Source organism: uncultured Campylobacter sp. (assembly GCF_944323605.1).
Lineage (GTDB): Bacteria > Campylobacterota > Campylobacteria > Campylobacterales > Campylobacteraceae > Campylobacter_D.
Map to the genome: position 1 here is coordinate 124,726 of NZ_CALUTC010000001.1, position 18,377 is coordinate 143,102.

General features: G+C 30.1%; 14 protein-coding genes. 6 read left to right on the plus strand and 8 right to left on the minus strand.

What is annotated here, in order from left to right:
• Window positions 1–18: 18 nt before the first annotated feature.
• From Q0J35_RS00715 to abc-f, 6 genes are read left to right on the plus strand one after another with little or no spacing between them, the layout of a single operon-like run.
• On the plus strand, window positions 19–1,695 hold the full coding sequence (locus Q0J35_RS00715; protein ID WP_297192065.1) for a 30S ribosomal protein S1: 1,677 nt from the start codon (window positions 19–21) through the stop codon (window positions 1,693–1,695).
• An 8-nt stretch (window positions 1,696–1,703) separates the two neighbouring features.
• A complete protein-coding gene (locus Q0J35_RS00720) occupies window positions 1,704–2,195 on the plus strand; it encodes a hypothetical protein (RefSeq protein WP_297192067.1) in 492 nt (163 codons plus the stop codon).
• Window positions 2,192–3,778 (plus strand): phosphoglycerate dehydrogenase, encoded by a 1,587-nt coding sequence (serA, locus tag Q0J35_RS00725; protein WP_297192068.1) that lies wholly within the window; start codon window positions 2,192–2,194, stop codon window positions 3,776–3,778. The genes Q0J35_RS00720 and serA overlap by 4 nt, the downstream gene beginning before the upstream one ends.
• On the plus strand, window positions 3,775–4,428 hold the full coding sequence (locus tag Q0J35_RS00730) for a response regulator transcription factor (protein WP_297192071.1): 654 nt from the start codon (window positions 3,775–3,777) through the stop codon (window positions 4,426–4,428). Before serA ends, Q0J35_RS00730 begins: the two co-directional genes overlap by 4 nt.
• The gene (locus Q0J35_RS00735; RefSeq protein WP_297192073.1) at window positions 4,422–5,702 is read left to right on the plus strand and encodes a HAMP domain-containing sensor histidine kinase; all 1,281 of its coding nucleotides are present in this window, start codon (window positions 4,422–4,424) and stop codon (window positions 5,700–5,702) included. Before Q0J35_RS00730 ends, Q0J35_RS00735 begins: the two co-directional genes overlap by 7 nt.
• A gap of 2 nt (window positions 5,703–5,704) precedes the next feature.
• Window positions 5,705–7,627 (plus strand): ribosomal protection-like ABC-F family protein, encoded by a 1,923-nt coding sequence (abc-f, locus tag Q0J35_RS00740; protein ID WP_297192075.1) that lies wholly within the window; start codon window positions 5,705–5,707, stop codon window positions 7,625–7,627.
• Window positions 7,628–7,644: 17 nt separating this feature from the next.
• On the opposite strand, the gene Q0J35_RS00745 is transcribed toward abc-f, so the two are convergent.
• Genes Q0J35_RS00745 through Q0J35_RS00780 form a run of 8 tightly spaced genes read right to left on the minus strand, consistent with a single transcriptional unit; the run spans window position 7,645 to window position 18,342 of the window.
• Window positions 7,645–7,824, minus strand: a complete 180-nt coding sequence (locus Q0J35_RS00745) for a molybdenum cofactor biosynthesis protein (RefSeq protein ID WP_297192077.1) — start codon at window positions 7,822–7,824, stop codon at window positions 7,645–7,647.
• Between the two features lie 57 nt (window positions 7,825–7,881).
• On the minus strand, window positions 7,882–10,071 hold the full coding sequence (gene hypF / locus Q0J35_RS00750) for a carbamoyltransferase HypF (protein ID WP_297192079.1): 2,190 nt from the start codon (window positions 10,069–10,071) through the stop codon (window positions 7,882–7,884).
• Window positions 10,052–11,578 (minus strand): hypothetical protein, encoded by a 1,527-nt coding sequence (locus Q0J35_RS00755; protein ID WP_297192081.1) that lies wholly within the window; start codon window positions 11,576–11,578, stop codon window positions 10,052–10,054. Before Q0J35_RS00755 ends, hypF begins: the two co-directional genes overlap by 20 nt.
• Before the next feature lie 51 nt (window positions 11,579–11,629).
• Entirely contained in the window at window positions 11,630–12,409 is a 780-nt protein-coding gene (locus Q0J35_RS00760; RefSeq protein ID WP_297192083.1) for a HemK/PrmC family methyltransferase, read from the minus strand.
• The gene (locus tag Q0J35_RS00765) at window positions 12,406–13,593 is read right to left on the minus strand and encodes a M48 family metallopeptidase (RefSeq protein WP_297192086.1); all 1,188 of its coding nucleotides are present in this window, start codon (window positions 13,591–13,593) and stop codon (window positions 12,406–12,408) included. Before Q0J35_RS00765 ends, Q0J35_RS00760 begins: the two co-directional genes overlap by 4 nt.
• An 8-nt stretch (window positions 13,594–13,601) precedes the next feature.
• Window positions 13,602–14,990 (minus strand): argininosuccinate lyase, encoded by a 1,389-nt coding sequence (gene argH / locus Q0J35_RS00770; RefSeq protein WP_297192088.1) that lies wholly within the window; start codon window positions 14,988–14,990, stop codon window positions 13,602–13,604.
• The gene (gene pckA / locus Q0J35_RS00775) at window positions 14,987–16,561 is read right to left on the minus strand and encodes a phosphoenolpyruvate carboxykinase (ATP) (protein WP_297192090.1); all 1,575 of its coding nucleotides are present in this window, start codon (window positions 16,559–16,561) and stop codon (window positions 14,987–14,989) included. Before pckA ends, argH begins: the two co-directional genes overlap by 4 nt.
• Complete coding sequence (locus tag Q0J35_RS00780; RefSeq protein WP_297192092.1) at window positions 16,558–18,342, minus strand: biotin/lipoyl-containing protein; 1,785 nt, start codon at window positions 18,340–18,342, stop codon at window positions 16,558–16,560. The genes pckA and Q0J35_RS00780 overlap by 4 nt, the downstream gene beginning before the upstream one ends.
• Window positions 18,343–18,377: the final 35 nt, after the last annotated feature.

Sequence of the window (18,377 nt, forward strand, 5' to 3'; positions counted from 1 at the left end):
ACACAAAAAGGGAAGTATATGGCTCAGGCTAATGGAGAATTTGTCGATTTAGACGACTATCAAGAGTGCGATTTTCAATCTTTGCTTGATGAGCATGATAATAGACACAGTAATGGCTCTGTTATAGAAGGTATTATTGTAGATATTAGAGATGATGTAGGTGAAGTTTGCGTCGATGTAGGTGAAAAAGAAGAGGCTATTATGCCTATAGATGAGATAAAAAACGCAGACACTTTGCTGTTTAAAAAAGGTGATAAGATAATGGTTGCTTTGTTAAGCAGCTCTAAGAATGGTAGGCGAGTTTCTTATCAAAAAGCACTAAGAAAAGCTAAAGTAGATGAATTTATAAAGAATTTTAAAGAAGAAGATAAAGATAATATTATAGAAGTTGAGTTAATTTCCAAAAACAACGGAGGTTATATTGCAGTAAATTCAGAAGGTGTTGAGTTCTTTCTGCCACGTTCTCAATACAATCTTTCAAAAGATACAAAGAATTTTAAACATAAAAAACTTAAGGTTAAGATTATAAAAGTAGATGATAAAGACGGCAGTATAATAGTATCTAGAAAAAAACTAAGCGATGAAGAGCGTAAGAAACGAAAAGAATTAGTAAAAAATATTATGGAGCTTGATAACGTTGTCGAAGGTATTATAAAGAAAATAACATCTTATGGTATGTTTGTAGATGTTGGTGGTGTAGATGGTTTAGTGCATTACAGTGAAATTTCTTATAAGGGACATGTAAATCCTAGCATACATTACAAAGAAGGTGAAAAAGTTCTTGTAAAAGCTATAGGATATGATAAAGACAAAAAACACTTATCTCTTTCTATAAAAGCAGCTATGCCCGATCCTTGGAATGAGATAAAAGACGGTTTAGAGGTTGGAGATACTATAAAAGTTGTTGTTTCTAATATAGAACCTTACGGGGCTTTTGTTGATTTAGGTAATGATATAGAAGGATTTTTGCATATAAGTGAAATTTCTTGGGATAAAAATATCAAGCACCCAAAAGATTATATAAGCAAAGGCGATGAACTTGATGTTGAGGTTATAGAAATAGATGCTCTACAAAAAAGGTTAAGAGTTTCTTTAAGAAATTTGCTTTTAAAGCCTTTTGATGAATTTTTGAAAAAGTATAAGGTCGGAGATGTTGTAAAAGGAACTATAACATCTATAATAAATTTCGGAGCTTTTGTAAAAATTTCTTCCATAGAAGCCTTACTTCACAATGATGACTGCTCTTGGGATAGAAATAAAAAATGCAAAGATTTGTATAAGGTAGGCGATGAAATAGAGGTTAAGATTATAAAGATAGACCCGCAAAATCAAAAAATATCCTTAAGTGTTAAAGATTTACAAGATAGTCCTATACATTTTTATGCACAAAAACATAAAAACAATGATATAGTTAAAGGAAAAATAAAGGATATTAAAGATTTTGGAGTATTTGTTGAGCTTGATGATAATGTTGATGCACTTATACATAAAGATGATATAAGCACAAAAGATCTTGAAAATTTAAAGCTTGGCGATGAAATTGAAGCTGTTATATCTTTGATAGATGAGAAAAAAAATCGCATAAGACTTAGCGTTAAAGCCTTACAAAAAATGAAAGAAAGAGAGGTTTTAAACGAGCTAAATTCTAATGAGAAAGTGACATTGGGGGATATTATAAAAGAACAATTATCCTAAGATAAAATATGAAAAGATACGCTTTTTTTTCTGTATTGTTATTTTTATTTTTGTTACTGTTTTCTAGCATAGTTTATGTTTTTTACGTTAGTAGATTAGAAGTCCCTGTTTTTCAGTCTATTTTTGATGAAAATACAGACGAAAATACAAGTCAAGTAGTCTTAAGGAAATTAAACACTTGGCAAGACAAGTTTTTGAGTATAAAACCTAAAGATTACTCACCTGCTGTTGAGACATTTTCTATGCTTTTTGATGTAGATACTAGTGCTTTACAAGAAAAAAGCAAATTTTATCAATTGATAATAGATAAAAATGATATTTATTCTTTATTCTGTTTGAAGCAGACCTTAAATTCCTTTGATATAAAATATTCTATTATCAGAAATCTCGATGGAACTGATATATTTTTGGATACAGATAACAAAATTTTACTAGAGCAAATTCAAAAAGCTTTGCTTGTTTATGATATAAATACCCAGTTGAAGGAGATTTGGCTTTGAAAAAAATTATAATATGTGATGCTATTTTAGATATTGGTGTTGAACTTATAAGAAAAGCAAGCGATATAGAGCTAATAGAAGCTTCTAAAGTTCCAAAAGATGAGCTTTTAACAATGCTTGCCGATGTAGATGTGGCTGTAACTAGAAGCTCTACTGATGTAGATGCTAAATTTTTAGACGCTGCTAAAAATTTAAAAGCTGTTGTTAGAGCTGGTGTTGGGGTTGATAATGTTGATATAGAATACGCTTCAAAAAAGGGAGTGATCATTATGAATGTCCCTACTGCCAACACTATAGCTGCGGTAGAACTTACTATGGCTCATCTTTTGTGTTCTGCAAGATCTTTGGTAAATTCGCATAAACAGTTAAAAGAAGACAGAATTTGGGATAGAGAAAAGTGGTATGGGGTAGAACTTATGGGAAAAACCTTAGGGGTTATAGGTTTTGGGCATATAGGTTCTAGAGTTGCTATTAGAGCAAAATCTTTTGGTATGAATATTTTAGTTTATGACCCATACATACCAGCTTCTAAAGTGCTTGATTTGGATATGTCTTATATCCACAATCTCGATGATTTGCTAAAAGAAAGTGATTTTATAACCATACACACGCCAAAAACAAAAGAGACAAATGGTATGGTATCTTATGATGAGATAGCAAAAATGAAAGATGGTGTGCGTTTGATAAATTGTGCTAGAGGAGGTCTTTATTCCGAAGATGCCTTATGTGATGGATTAAAAAGTGGCAAGATAGCTTGGCTTGGCATAGATGTTTTTTCAAAAGAACCAGCTACAAATCATCCTTTATTAAATTTTGAAAACATCTCTGTTACTGCTCATCTTGGAGCAAATACAGTTGAAAGCCAGACGAATATAGCCATACAAGCTTGCGAACAAGCTTTAAACGCTGCTAGAGAAATTTCTTATCCTAATGCACTTAATCTACCTATAAAAACAGAAGATTTGCCAAATTTCGCTTTGCCTTATGTCGAGCTTGTTTCTAAGCTTTCTTTTTTGTGTTCTCAAATAGAAGATAAAGATGTTATAAAAGCTATCAGGTTAGAAGCTGAAGGAGAAATATCAAAATACGCTAAATCTATGTTAAGCTTTGCTGCTGTTGGGGCATTGAAAAGAATTTTAGGAGATAGTATAAACTATGTAAATGTTGATTTTGTCAGCAAAGATAAAGATATATCATTAGAATGCGAAGTTTTACCAAGCAGCGGTTACAATAATAAGCTAACAGTAAAAATTTTAACAGAGCATTCAGGCTTTAGTATATCAGGCACAGTTTTTTCTGAAAACGAGCAAAGAATTATAGATATAAATGGTTTTAAGACTGATTTCAAGCCAAAGGGTAAAATGATTTTTATAAAAAATAAAGATATACCTGGAGTTATAGCTGATATAAGCACAATTTTAGCGAAGCATAATATAAACATAGCCGATTTTAGGCTCGGCAGAGATGGGACAGGCTTTGCGTTAGCTGTTATTTTAATAGATGAAAAAGTGGATAATGCTTTACTTGATAAAATAAATAAATTAGATTCTTGTGTATTTGCTAAATATGCGGAATTATTATGAAAATTTTATTAATAGAGGATGATAGAGACCTAAACGAATTGCTTAGTATCAAATTTAAGAATTTAGGTTATGAACTATTTTCCTTTTTTGATCTTAAGAATGTAAAATCTTGTCTTGATGAAAATGATATAGATATAATGATAGTTGATAGAAATATAACAAATAAAGATAGTTTGGATTTTATAAAAAGTCTTAGAGAAGAAGCCTATAATGAACCTATCATTTTTCTAACGGCAAAGACTTTGCAAAAAGATATTTTAGAGGGTTTTAGTGTAGGTTGCGATGATTATATTACAAAACCATTTAACTTTGATGAATTGCTTTTTAGAATTAAAGCTGTTGTAAAAAGACATAAAAAGGAAAATTCTAAGGTTTCTTTTATGAATTTTTTATTAGATAATGAAAGCAGACAGTGCTTTGAAGACGGTAAGGAAATTCAAATTTCTAACTTAGAATTTGAGCTTTTAAAATGTTTTTTTGAAAATAAAAACACAGTTCTAACAAGACAGTTTCTAAGTGAAATGGTTTGGAAAAGTGATAGTGCCAATGATAAGACGATAAATATAGCCTTAACTAGGCTTAGAAATAAAATTCCTAAATTAAAAAATCATATAACTAGTATAAGGGGTATGGGCTATAAAATATGCTAAAAACTAGAACTGCTTTTTTTCTTGCTTTTAGTTTTTTTGCTTTCATTTTTGCTTTGTTTTTTTATATTTTTGTAAATTCACACTTAAATTTTTTATTATTTAAACAATACGAGCAAAAGATTAAAAGCATAAATGATTTACTTAGTTTTTATTCTTTAACTTTTATCAATGAGGATAATATAAAAGCACTTTCTAAACAGAGTAGGGCTGATTTTATCATAGATAAAAATGGTAGCGTGATATCTTCTTTACAAGATTATGAGCTATATAAAAATTTAGAAGAGAATAAAATTTTAAATTTTCATTCAAAAAATATCTTAGTAAAAAATTTTTCTAAAGACGGCATATCTTATAGCATTATTGTTTATCCTAGATTGTTAAATTTAGATTCTTTTTGGTTTTATGTAGTTTGCTTTTATCTTATTTTTTTGTTTTTTATATTTATTTTATTTTTTGTATTTTTCAAACAAGTATCAAAAAATATAAATGAGATGATTTTATTCTTAGATAGCATAGACAGTGTAAAGCAAATTTCTTTAAAAAAGTCCATTTTTAAGGATATAAATATCTTAAATGCAAAACTTTTAAAAATAAAAGATAAGATTGTAAAAAGACAGCAAAAAAATAAAAAACAAAGCGACAAAATAGCTCTTAGAAATACCCAGCTAAGTAACGTAATATCAGCCATTTCTCACGAGCTTAAAAATCCTTTATCTGTAATTGATTTAAGCGTAGAACTTTTAAAAAAAGAAAATGATAAAGTATTAAAAGATGAGCTTTTAGAAAAAATACAAAGACAAAGTTTTAAGCTTAACAATTTAACAAATAAGCTAAATTTTGTATTTAATATAAACAAGGAAAATTTAAATATCGAAAAATTTGATATTTTTAAACTTTGTGAGAAAATACTTAAAAATCCGGGATTTGAAAGAGTTGTATTAAATGGAGAATCAAGCATCGTTAAAGCAGATGAATTTTTGATAGAACAAGTTCTTATAAATCTTATTTCAAATTCTTTAAAATACAGTCAAAAAGATGTGGTGCTTACTGTTTCAAATCAAACAGTTACTGTAAGGGATTTTGGAGAGGGCATAAAGGAGGATAGCATAAAGCTTATAACAAAAAAATTTTATAAACTCGATAGCAAAAGTAACAACTCCTTTGGTTTAGGGCTTTTTTTGGTAAAAAAAATTTTAAGCATACACGGTAGCTATCTTGAAATTTCAAGTCTTGTAGGACAAGGAAGCACCTTTTCTTTTAAGCTTAAAGGATAAAAATGGCACTTATAGATATGATAGAGGCTAGTAAAAGTTTTGCAAATAAAATAGTGTTAAAAAATGTGAATTTTAGTGCTAATGACGGTGAAAAAATAGCTGTAATAGGCAAAAACGGGGAGGGCAAATCCACTTTTTTAAAGGCTTTAATGGGAGAGCTAAATTTAGATAGCGGTAGGATAATAAGGCAAAATAATAAAACCATAGCTATGTTATCTCAAGCGGTAAATTTTAACTTGAATTTAACTGTTAAAGAGCTTATAAAAAAAGAATTAGATGAAATTTATACACATATAAAAGAGTATGAAAACTTACAAATTTTACTTGCTAACAACAGTGAAAACAAGGAATTTTTAAAAAGATTAGATGAGCTTGTGAATTTTATAGAAAGCAAAGATGCTTGGGATATAGATAGCAAAATTAAAAGAATTTTAAAAGAATTTGAGCTTTTAAACTATGAAGATAGAGCTATTTGCACATTAAGTGGGGGCGAAATTCGTCGTGTGGGTTTATGCATACTTTTATTAAAAAATCCAGATATATTGTTATTAGATGAGCCTACAAATCACTTAGATGTTTATATGACTAGTTTTTTAGAGGATATGCTTAAAAAATCCAAAATGTGTGTTATTTTTATTTCCCACGATAGATATTTTATAGATAGCATAGCACATAAGTGCGTGGAGTTAGAATCTGGAGAATTAAGAATTTTTAACGGGGCATACGCTAATTATCTGAAAAAAAAGTCAGAGCTTTTGCAAAGTCTTTCTAAGAGCTATGAGACCTTGTTAAAACAATTAAAAAGCGAGGAGGAATGGCTTAGAAAAGGCGTTAAAGCAAGATTAAAAAGAAATGAAGGTAGAAAAGAAAGAATTTTGAAAATGAGGGAGGAGGCGAAAAAGAATCCTTCGCTTATAAAAAAACTGAAATTTGAAATTCAAAGGGCAAATTCTAGTGCTAGTCAAACCATAGATACAAATAGAAAAAAAATGCTTTTTGAGCTTAAAAATATATCCAAAACTTTAAACAATAAAGTTCTTTTCAAAAATTTTAGTGCTAGAATTTTGCAAGGAGAAAAAATAGCTATAGTCGGTAGAAATGGTTGTGGCAAGTCTAGTTTTTTAAAAGTTATTTTAGGACATCTTAGTAGCGATAGCGGTGAGATAAAAATGGGGGATTTAAAAATAGGCTATTTTGACCAAGCAAGAGAGCTTTTAAATTCTGACAAAAGTTTGATAGAGATTTTTTGTCCAAATGGAGGAGATAGAGTTAGGATAAATGACAAAGATATGCACGTTTATGGCTATCTTAAAAATTTTTTATTTCCTAAAGAGTTTTTGGAGCAAAAAGTATCTATTTTAAGTGGAGGAGAAAAAAACCGTGTAGCTTTAGCCTTGCTTTTTACAAAGCAATATGATGTTTTGATATTAGACGAGCCTACAAATGACCTTGATATAGCTACTATAAATATCTTAGAAGAGCATTTGTTGAAATTTCAAGGAGCTATTTTGCTTGTTTCTCACGATAGATATTTTGTAGATAAGATAGCAAACAAGCTTTTTGTTTTTGAAAATTCACTTATAAATGTAGAGCATATATCTTATACACAGTATCTAGAAAAGGAAAGTGAGCTTAAGAATTTTGACCTTTTTGCTAATTCTTTGACTGATAAAAAAGAGCTTAACGTAAAGCAAAAAGACAAGCAGAAGTTAAGCTATAAAGAAAATGAAATTTTAAACACATATCCGCAAAAAATACAAGAATGCGAACAAAGGATAGAAGAGCTACACAAAAGCCTTTGTGATGAACAAATTTATAAAGAGCTTGGCATAAATTTCATTTATGAGGAGTTAAAAAGCAAAGAAGAGGAGTTAAAGCTTTTAGAAAAAAAATATTTTGAAGTTTTAGAAAAAACTTTATCTTAACCGTATGCAAAAAAAGCTTAAAATTTATGTGCTTTAAAAAGATTAGATAATTTTCTTGCTAATATAGACGCTGAAGCTTCATCTTTTGCTAATTCTTGCATCTTTTTTTTAAATTCATAAAGCCTATCATCAAGAATGTCACTTTGTTTGTATTTTACTTGTTTTGTTTGTGTTGTTTTTTTGTTTTTGAAAAACATATTTATCCTTTTTTAAAGTAAAATTTACAGTAATAAGTATAAAAAATAGATAAAGTTTTATTTTTTTAAAAAATGAGCTATTTGCCCCAGAGCAATGGAGCTGTCATTTACTGGAAAGTTTAAACCTGTTTTATAGTTTAAGCCCTTGATTTTAAGTATTTTTAAAAGGGTAGAGTTTTGAAAAACACCGCCGCAAAGTATCACATCTTTGATATCTTTATTTTGTTTTAAAAATTCTTTTGAATAAGAATATATAAAATTTGCTAAGGCATTTAAAAAACCTGTGCAAATTTTTATTTTATCATCGTTTAATGCTTGTAAAAAAGCCTCTTTAAAGCAAATTGTGTTTTGTTTCATTTCAAAATGATAGGTATAATCTAGCTTAAAATCATAAAATTTTTCCATACAAAGTCCAGCTTGAGCTTCAAAATCAAGCTTTTCTTCCCCAAAGGCTAAGGCATAAAATGCGTCTATTATCCTTCCTAATGAGCTTGTGTGAATTTTAGAAAGGCTGTAAATTTTTTTTAAATTTCTAAGCTTTTTTTCATCTATTTTTTCTAAAAATTTTGTAGCATTATCTTCTAAATTCCACTTAAAAATGAGACTTAAAACTAAATTTTGTATATTTTTTATATCTGTATTTATGAGTTTAAATTCGCTAAAATGAGCTATTCTTTCATAACTTTTTAAATCAGCTTTTAAAATTTCTCCGCCCCAAATTTTTGCGTCATCTCCATAACCTGTGCCATCAAAGCAGAAAACAATACTTTTTGTATATATTTTATGCTCAAACATAACAGCACAAGCATGGGCATAATGATGTTGTATAAATGCATTTGCTTTGTAAGGTTTAGTGTATGAAAAATGCGGGTGTTTATCGGCTAAAACATAATCAAATTCAAGTTCGTAAGTTTTTATAAAAAAATCAATTAGTTTTTTAGCTCTTTTTTGAACATCTATTGATTTCATATCTCCCATATATGGAGAAAGTAATATTTTATCATCATAACAAAGTGCAAATTCATTTTTTAGCTCTGCACCAAGTGCTAATGTTTTTTTCTTTTGAAAATTATCATCAAGTTTTATGTATTGTGGTCTTTTTCCTCTAGATGTCCTAAGATACATAAGCTCATCATTTACAACTTGTGCAATACTGTCATCGCTTGAATTTACAATATCCCTGTCATAATCTACATAAAAGTCAAATACACAAGAAAGTTTATCTAGCAAATCTTTTTCATTAGATATTATGCTCTCACCACTTAAATTCGCACTCGTAGCAACTAGGGGCTTTTTAAAGTATTCAAATAAAAGCAAATGTAATGGAGTGTATGCCAACATTATACCTATTTTATCGCTATCAAAGCTTATTAGCTCTAATTCTTTTTTCGCTTTTAAGATTAATATAGGAGCTTCTTTTGATTCTAAAATTTCAGCTTCTTTCTCATTTATGAAGGCTAAGTTTTGTGCCATTTCTAAATTTTTACACATTATAGCTAGAGGCTTTTTTGCTCTTTTTTTTCTAAGTCTTAATTCTTTTAAGGTATGTAAATTTAATGCATCGCACATAAGATGAAAGCCCCCAAGTCCTTTGAAAGCTAAAATTTTTCCATTATTTAGCAAGCTAGCAGCTTGTTTTACAGCTTCTTTATCTTTAAATAAAATATTTTGATTTTTATCTTTTAAAAAAATGTTAATTTTGCACTTAGGGCAAGATAGAGGTTGAGCGTGAAAACGTCTATTTAAAGGATCTTTGTATTCATTTTGGCAAGATTTGCATAGCTCAAATGATGACATAGAGGTATTTTTTCTATCGTAAGGCAGGGACTTTATTATGGAGAATCTAACTCCGCACTGTGTGCAAGTTGTAAAAGGATACATAAATCTAGAATTTTTTTCGTCATAAAATTCTTTTTTACATTCCGAGCATATAGCAAAATCGCTTAGCATAGCCGAGCTTTTTGTGTTTATCTTTGATTCGCTTATGCAAAAGTCATTATAAGAGCATTTTATCTTTTTGATTTTTATTTCATCGATTCTTGAAAGCTGTGGTTTATTTTTTTGTAATTTATTTAAAAATTTTTTTAAATCTTCTTCATTGCAAGATAATTTTATTATCAGAGCTTTTGTATCGTTATAAACTTCTCCACATAGATTGCTTTTTTTTGCTAGATTATACACAAAAGGTCTAAAACCAACGCCTTGAACTAGACCTTGTATCTCTATTTCATATCCGTAAGGCAACATCACTCGTTTTGCAGTTTTTTATATGCTTTAAACTATTTTTCAAAAGAGTTGTGCTTTCAAAAAGAGAGCCGCTTATTATGGCTATTTCTACTTGTTTTTTCTCTCTTAAATCATCATAAGTATCTCTTAAAAAATACGCCAAACTTTCCACTAGACCATATGCTATATCTTTGCTTGGAACACCTGCTAGCATAAAGCTCATAACAGAACGCACTGTTCTTGTGTAGTCAAATTCTTGTAGATTTTCTTTTAATCTGTAATCTATCTTTACTCCCCTTTCTAATCTACTTTCATCAACTTCATTTAACATTTTATTTGCGGCTTGTTTTATATCGTCTCCAAAGCCTAGTATCATAGCTACTATACCAAATAAAGAGAAAAAATTATTTTTGCTTTCAAATTTCCCGCTATTTAATCTAAATGCAGAGCTAAAATTTTTTAACAACCTAGCTCCTATGCTATCTTTTGAAATTTCATTAAATATTTCCTCAAAAGATCTTGGTAGTTTTAAATTTAGTATATTATTTTCCTTATTTACCAGCAAAATATCATCATAATCTTTGCTAAGCTCTAAAAGAAAGGACTTTTCATCAAAAAGGCTTAATATATAAGAGATTCTAGCCATATTTTTATCATCTTTGCTAAATATAATATCTTTTGCCTTCTTGTCTATAAAATCAAAACCTCTTTTAACTATAAGCCTTTTATCTTGTTCAAAAACTTCAAAGTCATCTTCATAATTTTCTATCTTTTCAAAACTTAAAAATTTTATATCATCTTTAAAAAGGTTTAATCCTAATGCAAATAAAAATATATTGTTAGGAAATTTGACCTTAAAAGTTTGATTTTTAAGTCCATATTTTTCTTTAAATGGTTTTGAAAAACGTAAATTTACAAGCGGTTTTTCAAATGAAGCAAGAAGCCTAAAATTTTCATTAGAACATACAAAAGCAAGTTTTAAAGCCTTTGTTTCGGTCGGCATTAAAAAAGTTTTTAAATTTTTGTAATCAAAAATATTTATAGAGTATATACCCAGATGATTTTTAATAAAAATATCTTTAGAATTTTTTAGCAAATCTATAGCTTTATTAAGGCATTCGTTAAAATTTTCCTTGTTTATTTGTATGAAATTTTCTTTATCAAAACTGATTGTATCATCTACAAAAGCACCCCATTCATTTTCAAGTAAAACACCATCTTCTCTATAAGCTTTAGCATTTATTTGACTTAGAAAATCTTTCTTTTCAAAATCCTTTTTTATATCCTCGCTCGCTTTAAATTCCTCGTCTATAGCTTTTACATCAAAACTTGATAAAAAAAGTGAATTTGGCATAAGATTAAAATTGTTGCAAAATTCGTCTAAATTTCCTTTTTGCGAATTTATGCTTAAGCTTATTTTATTTTTTTCTCTTTTAACTGTGTATTCATAGTCTTTTGCGTAGTATCTAAGCAGGTATTCAAAAAAGTCATTCTCGCTTCTGTAGTCAAAATCAAAATGTAAAAACAAAATTATATCCCTCCAAATAGAATAATCAAATATAGCAAATTTTACTTTAAACTATCTTTGTGCTATAAAAGCCCTGTCAAAGCCTTGTTCATCTTTAAAAAATTCGCTTTTGAAATTTTCTTTATCTAAAATATCTTTTAAAATATTTTTTTGATCGTAGCCAAATTCACAAAGCAAAAATTTAGACCCCTTGCTAAAATGTATTATCTTTTCTAAGCACTCATAGCCCTTATCTCCGCCAAATAAAGCTTCTTGCGGCTCATTTTTTACCCATTTATCTAGTGGATAATTTCTGGCTATGTATGGTGGATTTGAAAATATTAAGTCAAAATCGTTTTCTAAGTCTTTAAAATCACACAATACAAAGTCTATTAAGCTGGATACTCCGTGAATTTCAGCATTTTTTTTAGCCACTTTTAAAGCACTTTCACTTATATCACAAGCTCTTATTTTTAAATTTAGTTTTTTTGCTAAAATTATACTTAAAATTCCACTACCAAAGCCTATTTCTAGTATATTTGTGAAGTTATTTTCCTTGCAAACTTTTAGTAAAAGCTTAAGCAGAATTTCACTATCGTATCTTGGTATTAGCACACCTTTTTCCACGTAAAATTCATATCCATAAAAGAAGGCTTTTTTAAAAATGTATTCAAAGGCTTCGCCCAAATCAAATCTTTCTACAAATTCAAAAAATGGCTTCTCATCAAAGTCTAAATTTTCGTCTAAAAAAAGCTCTGCTCTGTTTTTTTGCAAGTGTTCGCATAGTATAAATATTGCTTCTTTTGTGCCTATCTTCTTCTTTGCTATATTTAGAGCGTCTTTTATCTTCAAACAAGAGCCTTAAGCCTATCGCTAATGCTTGGGTGGCTTAAATGAAAAAAAGTATAAATACTAGAATTTTTGACAAAGGCTTTATTTTCTTTAGCAAGTGAGATTAATGCACTTCTCATATCTTCTTTTGAACTTAGTTTTGCACCATATTCATCTGCTTTAAATTCATTGTTTCTACTAAGCATATTTAATATAGGAGATACAATAAAAGAAAAAACATTAGAAAATATCAACAAAAGCACAAAGACCCCCGCATCAACTCCTAGCAAAGAGCTTTCTTCATAAAAAACAGTTGGCATATGTGCGAATATAAAAAATAAAGCAAACAACATAAGAGCTGAATTAAACAAGGCTTTTAAAATATCTTTGTGTGCGAAATGACCTAATTCGTGTCCTAATACTGCCAACAGTTCATTTTGTTTGAGTGATTTTAGCAAAGTATCAAAAAGCACCACTCTTTTACTTTTAAAAAGACCTCCAAAATATGCATTTAATCTTTTATCTCTCTTGCTCGCGTCCATTACATAAATTCCATTTGCACTAAAACCACATTTTTGCATAAGATTTTCAATTTTTTGCATAAGCTCTTCATCTTCTAACTTTTTCATTTTGTTAAATATAGGTGCTATTAATGTTGGATATATCAAATTTATAAGTAGTATAAGCAAGAAAGAAAACACAAATGCCCATATCCACCAAGCAGAGCCAAAGAAAGAATAACAAAAAAGCAAGGCATATGTTATTAAAAAACCAAAAATCAATACTAGTATAAGTGATTTTATGCTGTCTTTTATAAACAGTGCTACAGTCATATTAGAAAAACCTTGTTTTTTATCTTTGATAAAGCTTTTATAAATGCCTAAAGGTAAGGATAAAAGCATAGTTATAAACAAAAAAGCAAGTAAAAATAATGTATTTTCAAGTATAGAATTTTCTTTTATAAAAAAATCTTTTAGATATGAGAGAGCAAAGCTAATCCAAGCTATATTTATTATTAAATTATAAAAAGCTGAAAATAACTGGAATTTTTCATTTTCTATGCTTATATTTGCCGCTTCCTCGTAGTCTTTTTCACTTAAAATTTCGGCTTGTTTGCATTTTTCTTTTTTTAAAAATAATATTTGATTTATAGATATTAGACTATAAAAAGCAGTGTATATACATAAAATCGTTATAAGTGTCATATTTTGCCTTAAATTTTAGTTTCTTGTAAAAAATTTTCCAAAATTTTTATCTGCGTTTCTACGCTTTTGACAGAGCTTGAGCCTTCGCTTACCTTTAAATTTAACGAATTTTCAAAAGAAAGCAAAGCATTTGCATCCTCGTCAAAATTTTCATCATATTGTTTTAAATTTTTTATCTCGCATATATCAATACCTTCTTTCTCGGCTTTAGCGACTACTTTTCCAACTATAAAATGTGCCTGTCTAAAAGGTATATTCTTTTTTCTAACTAGATAATCAGCTAAATCTGTCGCAAGCAAGTGTCCTTTTTGACAAGCTTTTAGCATATTTTCTTTTTTTATATTTATTTCTTGCAACATAGCATTTAAAATTTGTAAAGAATCAAGAGCGGTTTTAACGCTGTCAAACACCCCTTCTTTATCCTCTTGCATATCTTTATTGTAAGCAAGTGGCAAGGCTTTCATTATGGTTAGCAAGGAGACTAAATTTCCATAAACTCTTCCCGTTTTTCCTCTTATTAGCTCACATACATCTGGATTTTTCTTTTGTGGCATTATAGATGAACCCGTAGAAAAAGAATCACTTATACTTATAAAGTCAAATTCTGAACTTGAAAAAAGTATAAGCTCTTCACAAAGTCTTGATGTGTGTGTAAAAATTACAGCTATGTCATAAAGCAAATCAAGAGCAAAATCCCTATCGCTAACTGCGTCCATAGCATTTGGCATAATCCCTTTAAAGCCAAGTAAAGATGCACTTAAATTTCTATCTGTTTCGTAGCTAGTTCCAGCTAATGCACAAGAACCAAGTGGAGAAAAATCTGCTAACTTATAGCTTGATTTAAGTCTTTTTATATCTCTTAAAAACATAAATCCATAAGCTAATATATAAAATGAAAAACTAACGGCTTGAGCATGTTGTAAATGAGTAAAACTAGGCATTATAGTATGCTTGTGTGTTTTTGCTAGGTTTAAAATGGTGTTTATTAACTCTTTTAAGAGAAGCTGAATTTCTAAATTTGATTTTTTTACAAAAAGTTTAAAATCCGTAGCTACTTGGTCGTTTCTACTTCTTGCTGTATGAAGTTTCCCGCCTATTTCAGAGCCTATTAATACAGAGAGCCTTTTTTCAATAGCCATATGTATATCTTCATCTTTTATATCAAATTTAAAATCCCCTTTTTCTATCTCATTTTGGATTTGCTTTAAACCTGTTTCTATAGCATTAAATTCGTTTTGATTTATAATTTTGCATTCATAAAGCATTTTAGCGTGAGATAAAGAACCTTTTATATCTTCTTTAAAAAGCTGCTTATCCACATTTAAAGAGGCATTAAATTCCTCTAGAAGGCTTGAACTTACACCTTCAAACCTTCCAGACCACATTTCATTTTTCAAAGCTTAGGTCCTAATCCTTTATACAAGGTTCCTTCTTTTACGTCCTCATAACGGGCAAAATTCTTTATAAATCTCCTTGCTAGCTCGTCTCTAGTTTTTATAAATTCTTCTTTGTTTTCCCAAGTGTTTATTGGATTTAAAAGCTTTGTATCAACTCCGTTTAGCTCTTTTGGTATAGCTATGTTAAATACCTCATAATTTTCAAATTCACATTTTTTTATACTTCCATCAAGTATGGCATTTACGCAAGCTCTGGTTGCTTTTATACTCATTCTTTGTCCAACCCCGTATTTGCCACCACTCCAGCCAGTATTTACTAGATATACATCTACTTTGTGTTTTTTTATTTTTTCTCCTAAAAGTCTTGCATAAACAGTTGGGTGCAAGGTCATAAAAGGCTCTCCAAAACAAGCTGAAAAAGTAGCTTGTGGCTCGGTGATTCCTCGTTCTGTGCCAGCTATTCTTGCGGTATATCCGCTCAAAAAATAATACATAGCTTGCTCATCATTTAGTTTGCTAACAGGTGGCAATACCCCAAAGGCATCAGCTGTTAAGAATATTATATTTCTTGGGTGAGAACCTCTTAAACTAGGTTCGTGGTTTTTTATATGTTCTATAGGGTAAGAAACTCTGGTGTTTTCTGTTTTTGATTTATCGCTAAAATCAACAGTTTTATCAGCTCTTAGCACAACATTTTCTAAAAGAGCATTTCTTTTTATAGCTTCATAAATTTCAGGCTCTGAATCAGGATTTAAATTTATACATTTAGCATAGCAACCGCCTTCAAAGTTAAAAATTCCTTCCTCGTCCCAGCCGTGTTCATCATCTCCTATTAGTTTTCTATTAGGATCTGTTGATAGTGTAGTTTTGCCTGTTCCGCTAAGACCAAAAAATAAAGCAGTATCTCCGTCTTTTCCGATATTTGCACTGCAGTGCATAGGAAGCTTATTTTCAAGAGGTAGCCAATAATTCATCATAGAAAATATGCCTTTTTTCATTTCTCCACCATACCAGGTCCCACCTATAACTGCAATATTTTTTTCTACATTGAAAATAACAAATACTTCAGAGTTTAAACCATCTTTCTCGTAGTCTTTGTTTATGCATTTACAAGCATTATAAACTACAAAATCCTCTTTAAAATTTTTAAGCCCATCTAAATCTGGTCTTATAAACATATTTTTTACAAAGTGTGCTTGCCAAGCGATTTGTGTTATGAAACGAATAGACTTTCTACTATTTAATGAAGAGCCACAATAAACATCTTGCACGTATATATCGCTATTACTTAATTGTTTTTGTGCTAGTTTTAAAAGTTTATCAAAAAGCTCTTTTGTTATCGGGCGGTTTAGTTTGCCCCAAGCTATATATTTTTGTGAAGGATCTTGTTTTACAAAATATTTATCTTTTGGGCTTCTACCTGTGAATATACCAGTATCCACACTAAAGGTTCCATTTGCACTAAGCACTCCTTCTTTATTTTTCATTTCATGTTCAAAAAGCTCATCATAAGATAGGTTATGATAAACGTTTTTTACATTTTCTAAGCCTAATTTTTCAAAATCAATCATTTGCTTTCCTTTATTAAAGCCACAGCCTGTCCCTCGCTAACAGACTCGCCTGTTTTTACCAAAATATCATCTATAATGCCATCTTTTGTAGCATTAACTTCGATTTCCATTTTCATAGCTTCTAAAACCATAATAACTTGCCCTTGTTTTACTTCATCTCCGGTTTGTGAGTAAATTTTAAATACATTTCCTGATATACTGGCTTTTATTGCATTTTCATCGTTAGTTTCATTGCTTGTTTCAACTGTGTGTTTATCTACGCTTTTTATATTTACATCCTTATCAAAGCCATCGTGAAGTTCCACGTGGTATTTATTTCCATTCACAGAAACTGTAAATTTGTTGCCATCTATGCTTTGATGAGGCTTTGGCATTTGTGAAATTTTTCTTACATTTACCTTAGCTTCTCCTTTCAAAAAGGCAATTCCTTTTTCCTTACAAGCTGCGGCTATAAAGATATTTTCCTCGCTACACTCAATGCCCTCTTTTTCAAGCAAGGCTTTTGTGTAAGCTATGCTTTTTGTTTCATCTTTATTTGCTATGCTTATGGCACTTTGTGTGGTTGGTTCTAAGTTTAACTGCTTTGCTGCTAACTCAACTACCTTGCTATCAGGTTTAACAGGTGTTTTTCCAAAATATCCAAGCACCATTTTTCCATATCCGTCAGCTATTTTTTTCCAAGGACCAAACATTACATTATTAAAAGCTTGTTGAAAATAAAACTGTGATACAGGTGTTACTGATGTTCCAAATCCACCTTTTTCCACTACTTCACGCATAGCCTTTATAACCTCTGGGAATTTATCTAAGATATTATTATCCCTCATCATCTGCGTATTCGCAGTCAAAGCACCGCCTGGCATTGGCGAAAATGGTATCAAAGGACTTACCATAGTTGCTTCAGGCGGTATAAAATAGTCTTTTAAACAGTCTTTTAAAACTTCTTCATATTTTAAAATTTTATCTAAATCAAAACCAAAATCGTAATCCTCGCCCTTAACAGCGTGCATCATAGTTAAAATATCTGGTTGAGATGTTCCGCCACTTACAGGAGCAGCCGCTAGGTCTATACCGTCAGCACCAGCTTTTAAAGCGGCTAAATAGCAAGCCACACTTACTCCAGCTGTTTCGTGCGTATGAAGTCTTATGTGTGTATTTTCTGGTAAAAGCTTTCTAGCCATTTTTATAGTTTCATAAATCTTGTTTGGACTCGAGGTTCCACTTGCGTCTTTAAAGCAAATGCTATCAAAAGGAAGTCCAGATTCAAGTATATCTCTTAAACTTTTTTCATAAAATGCCACATCGTGAGCTCCCACACAGCCCGGTGGTAAATCCATAAGAGTAACTGTTACTTCGTGTTTTAAGCCGTATTTTACTATACATTCAGCACTAAATTTTAAATTTTCCACATCATTTAGTGCGTCAAAATTTCTTATAGTTGTAGTTCCGTGTTTAGCGAATAATTTTGCGTGTAAGTCTATGATTTCTTCGCTACCCGTATCAAGGGTTACGGTATTTACTCCTCTAGCAAGGGTTTGTAAATTTGCTTCCTTGCCCACAATTTCTCTAAATTTATCCATCATCTTAAAAGCATCTTCATTTAGATAAAAATAAAGGCTTTGAAATCTAGCCCCACCACCAAATTCAAAATGCCTTATACCAGCTTCTTTTGCGGCTTCTAAGGCAGGAAGAAAGTCTTGCATTAAAACCCTAGCACCATAAACAGACTGAAAGCCGTCTCTAAAAGTGGTATCCATAATGTCGATAAATTTTTTAGCCATAACAAATCCTTTTTACTAAGCTAATTTTACTTGAA

Coding starts and splice junctions, on each gene's coding strand:
- Q0J35_RS00715 (WP_297192065.1), top strand. CDS start 19: ATGGCTCAGGCTAATGGAGAATTTGTCGATTTAGACGACTATCAAGAG.
- Q0J35_RS00720 (WP_297192067.1), top strand. CDS start 1,704: ATGAAAAGATACGCTTTTTTTTCTGTATTGTTATTTTTATTTTTGTTA.
- Q0J35_RS00730 (WP_297192071.1), top strand. CDS start 3,775: ATGAAAATTTTATTAATAGAGGATGATAGAGACCTAAACGAATTGCTT.
- Q0J35_RS00735 (WP_297192073.1), top strand. CDS start 4,422: ATGCTAAAAACTAGAACTGCTTTTTTTCTTGCTTTTAGTTTTTTTGCT.
- abc-f (WP_297192075.1), top strand. CDS start 5,705: ATGGCACTTATAGATATGATAGAGGCTAGTAAAAGTTTTGCAAATAAA.
- Q0J35_RS00745 (WP_297192077.1), bottom strand. CDS start 7,824: ATGTTTTTCAAAAACAAAAAAACAACACAAACAAAACAAGTAAAATAC.
- hypF (WP_297192079.1), bottom strand. CDS start 10,071: ATGTTGCCTTACGGATATGAAATAGAGATACAAGGTCTAGTTCAAGGC.
- Q0J35_RS00765 (WP_297192086.1), bottom strand. CDS start 13,593: ATGACACTTATAACGATTTTATGTATATACACTGCTTTTTATAGTCTA.
- pckA (WP_297192090.1), bottom strand. CDS start 16,561: ATGATTGATTTTGAAAAATTAGGCTTAGAAAATGTAAAAAACGTTTAT.
- Q0J35_RS00780 (WP_297192092.1), bottom strand. CDS start 18,342: ATGGCTAAAAAATTTATCGACATTATGGATACCACTTTTAGAGACGGC.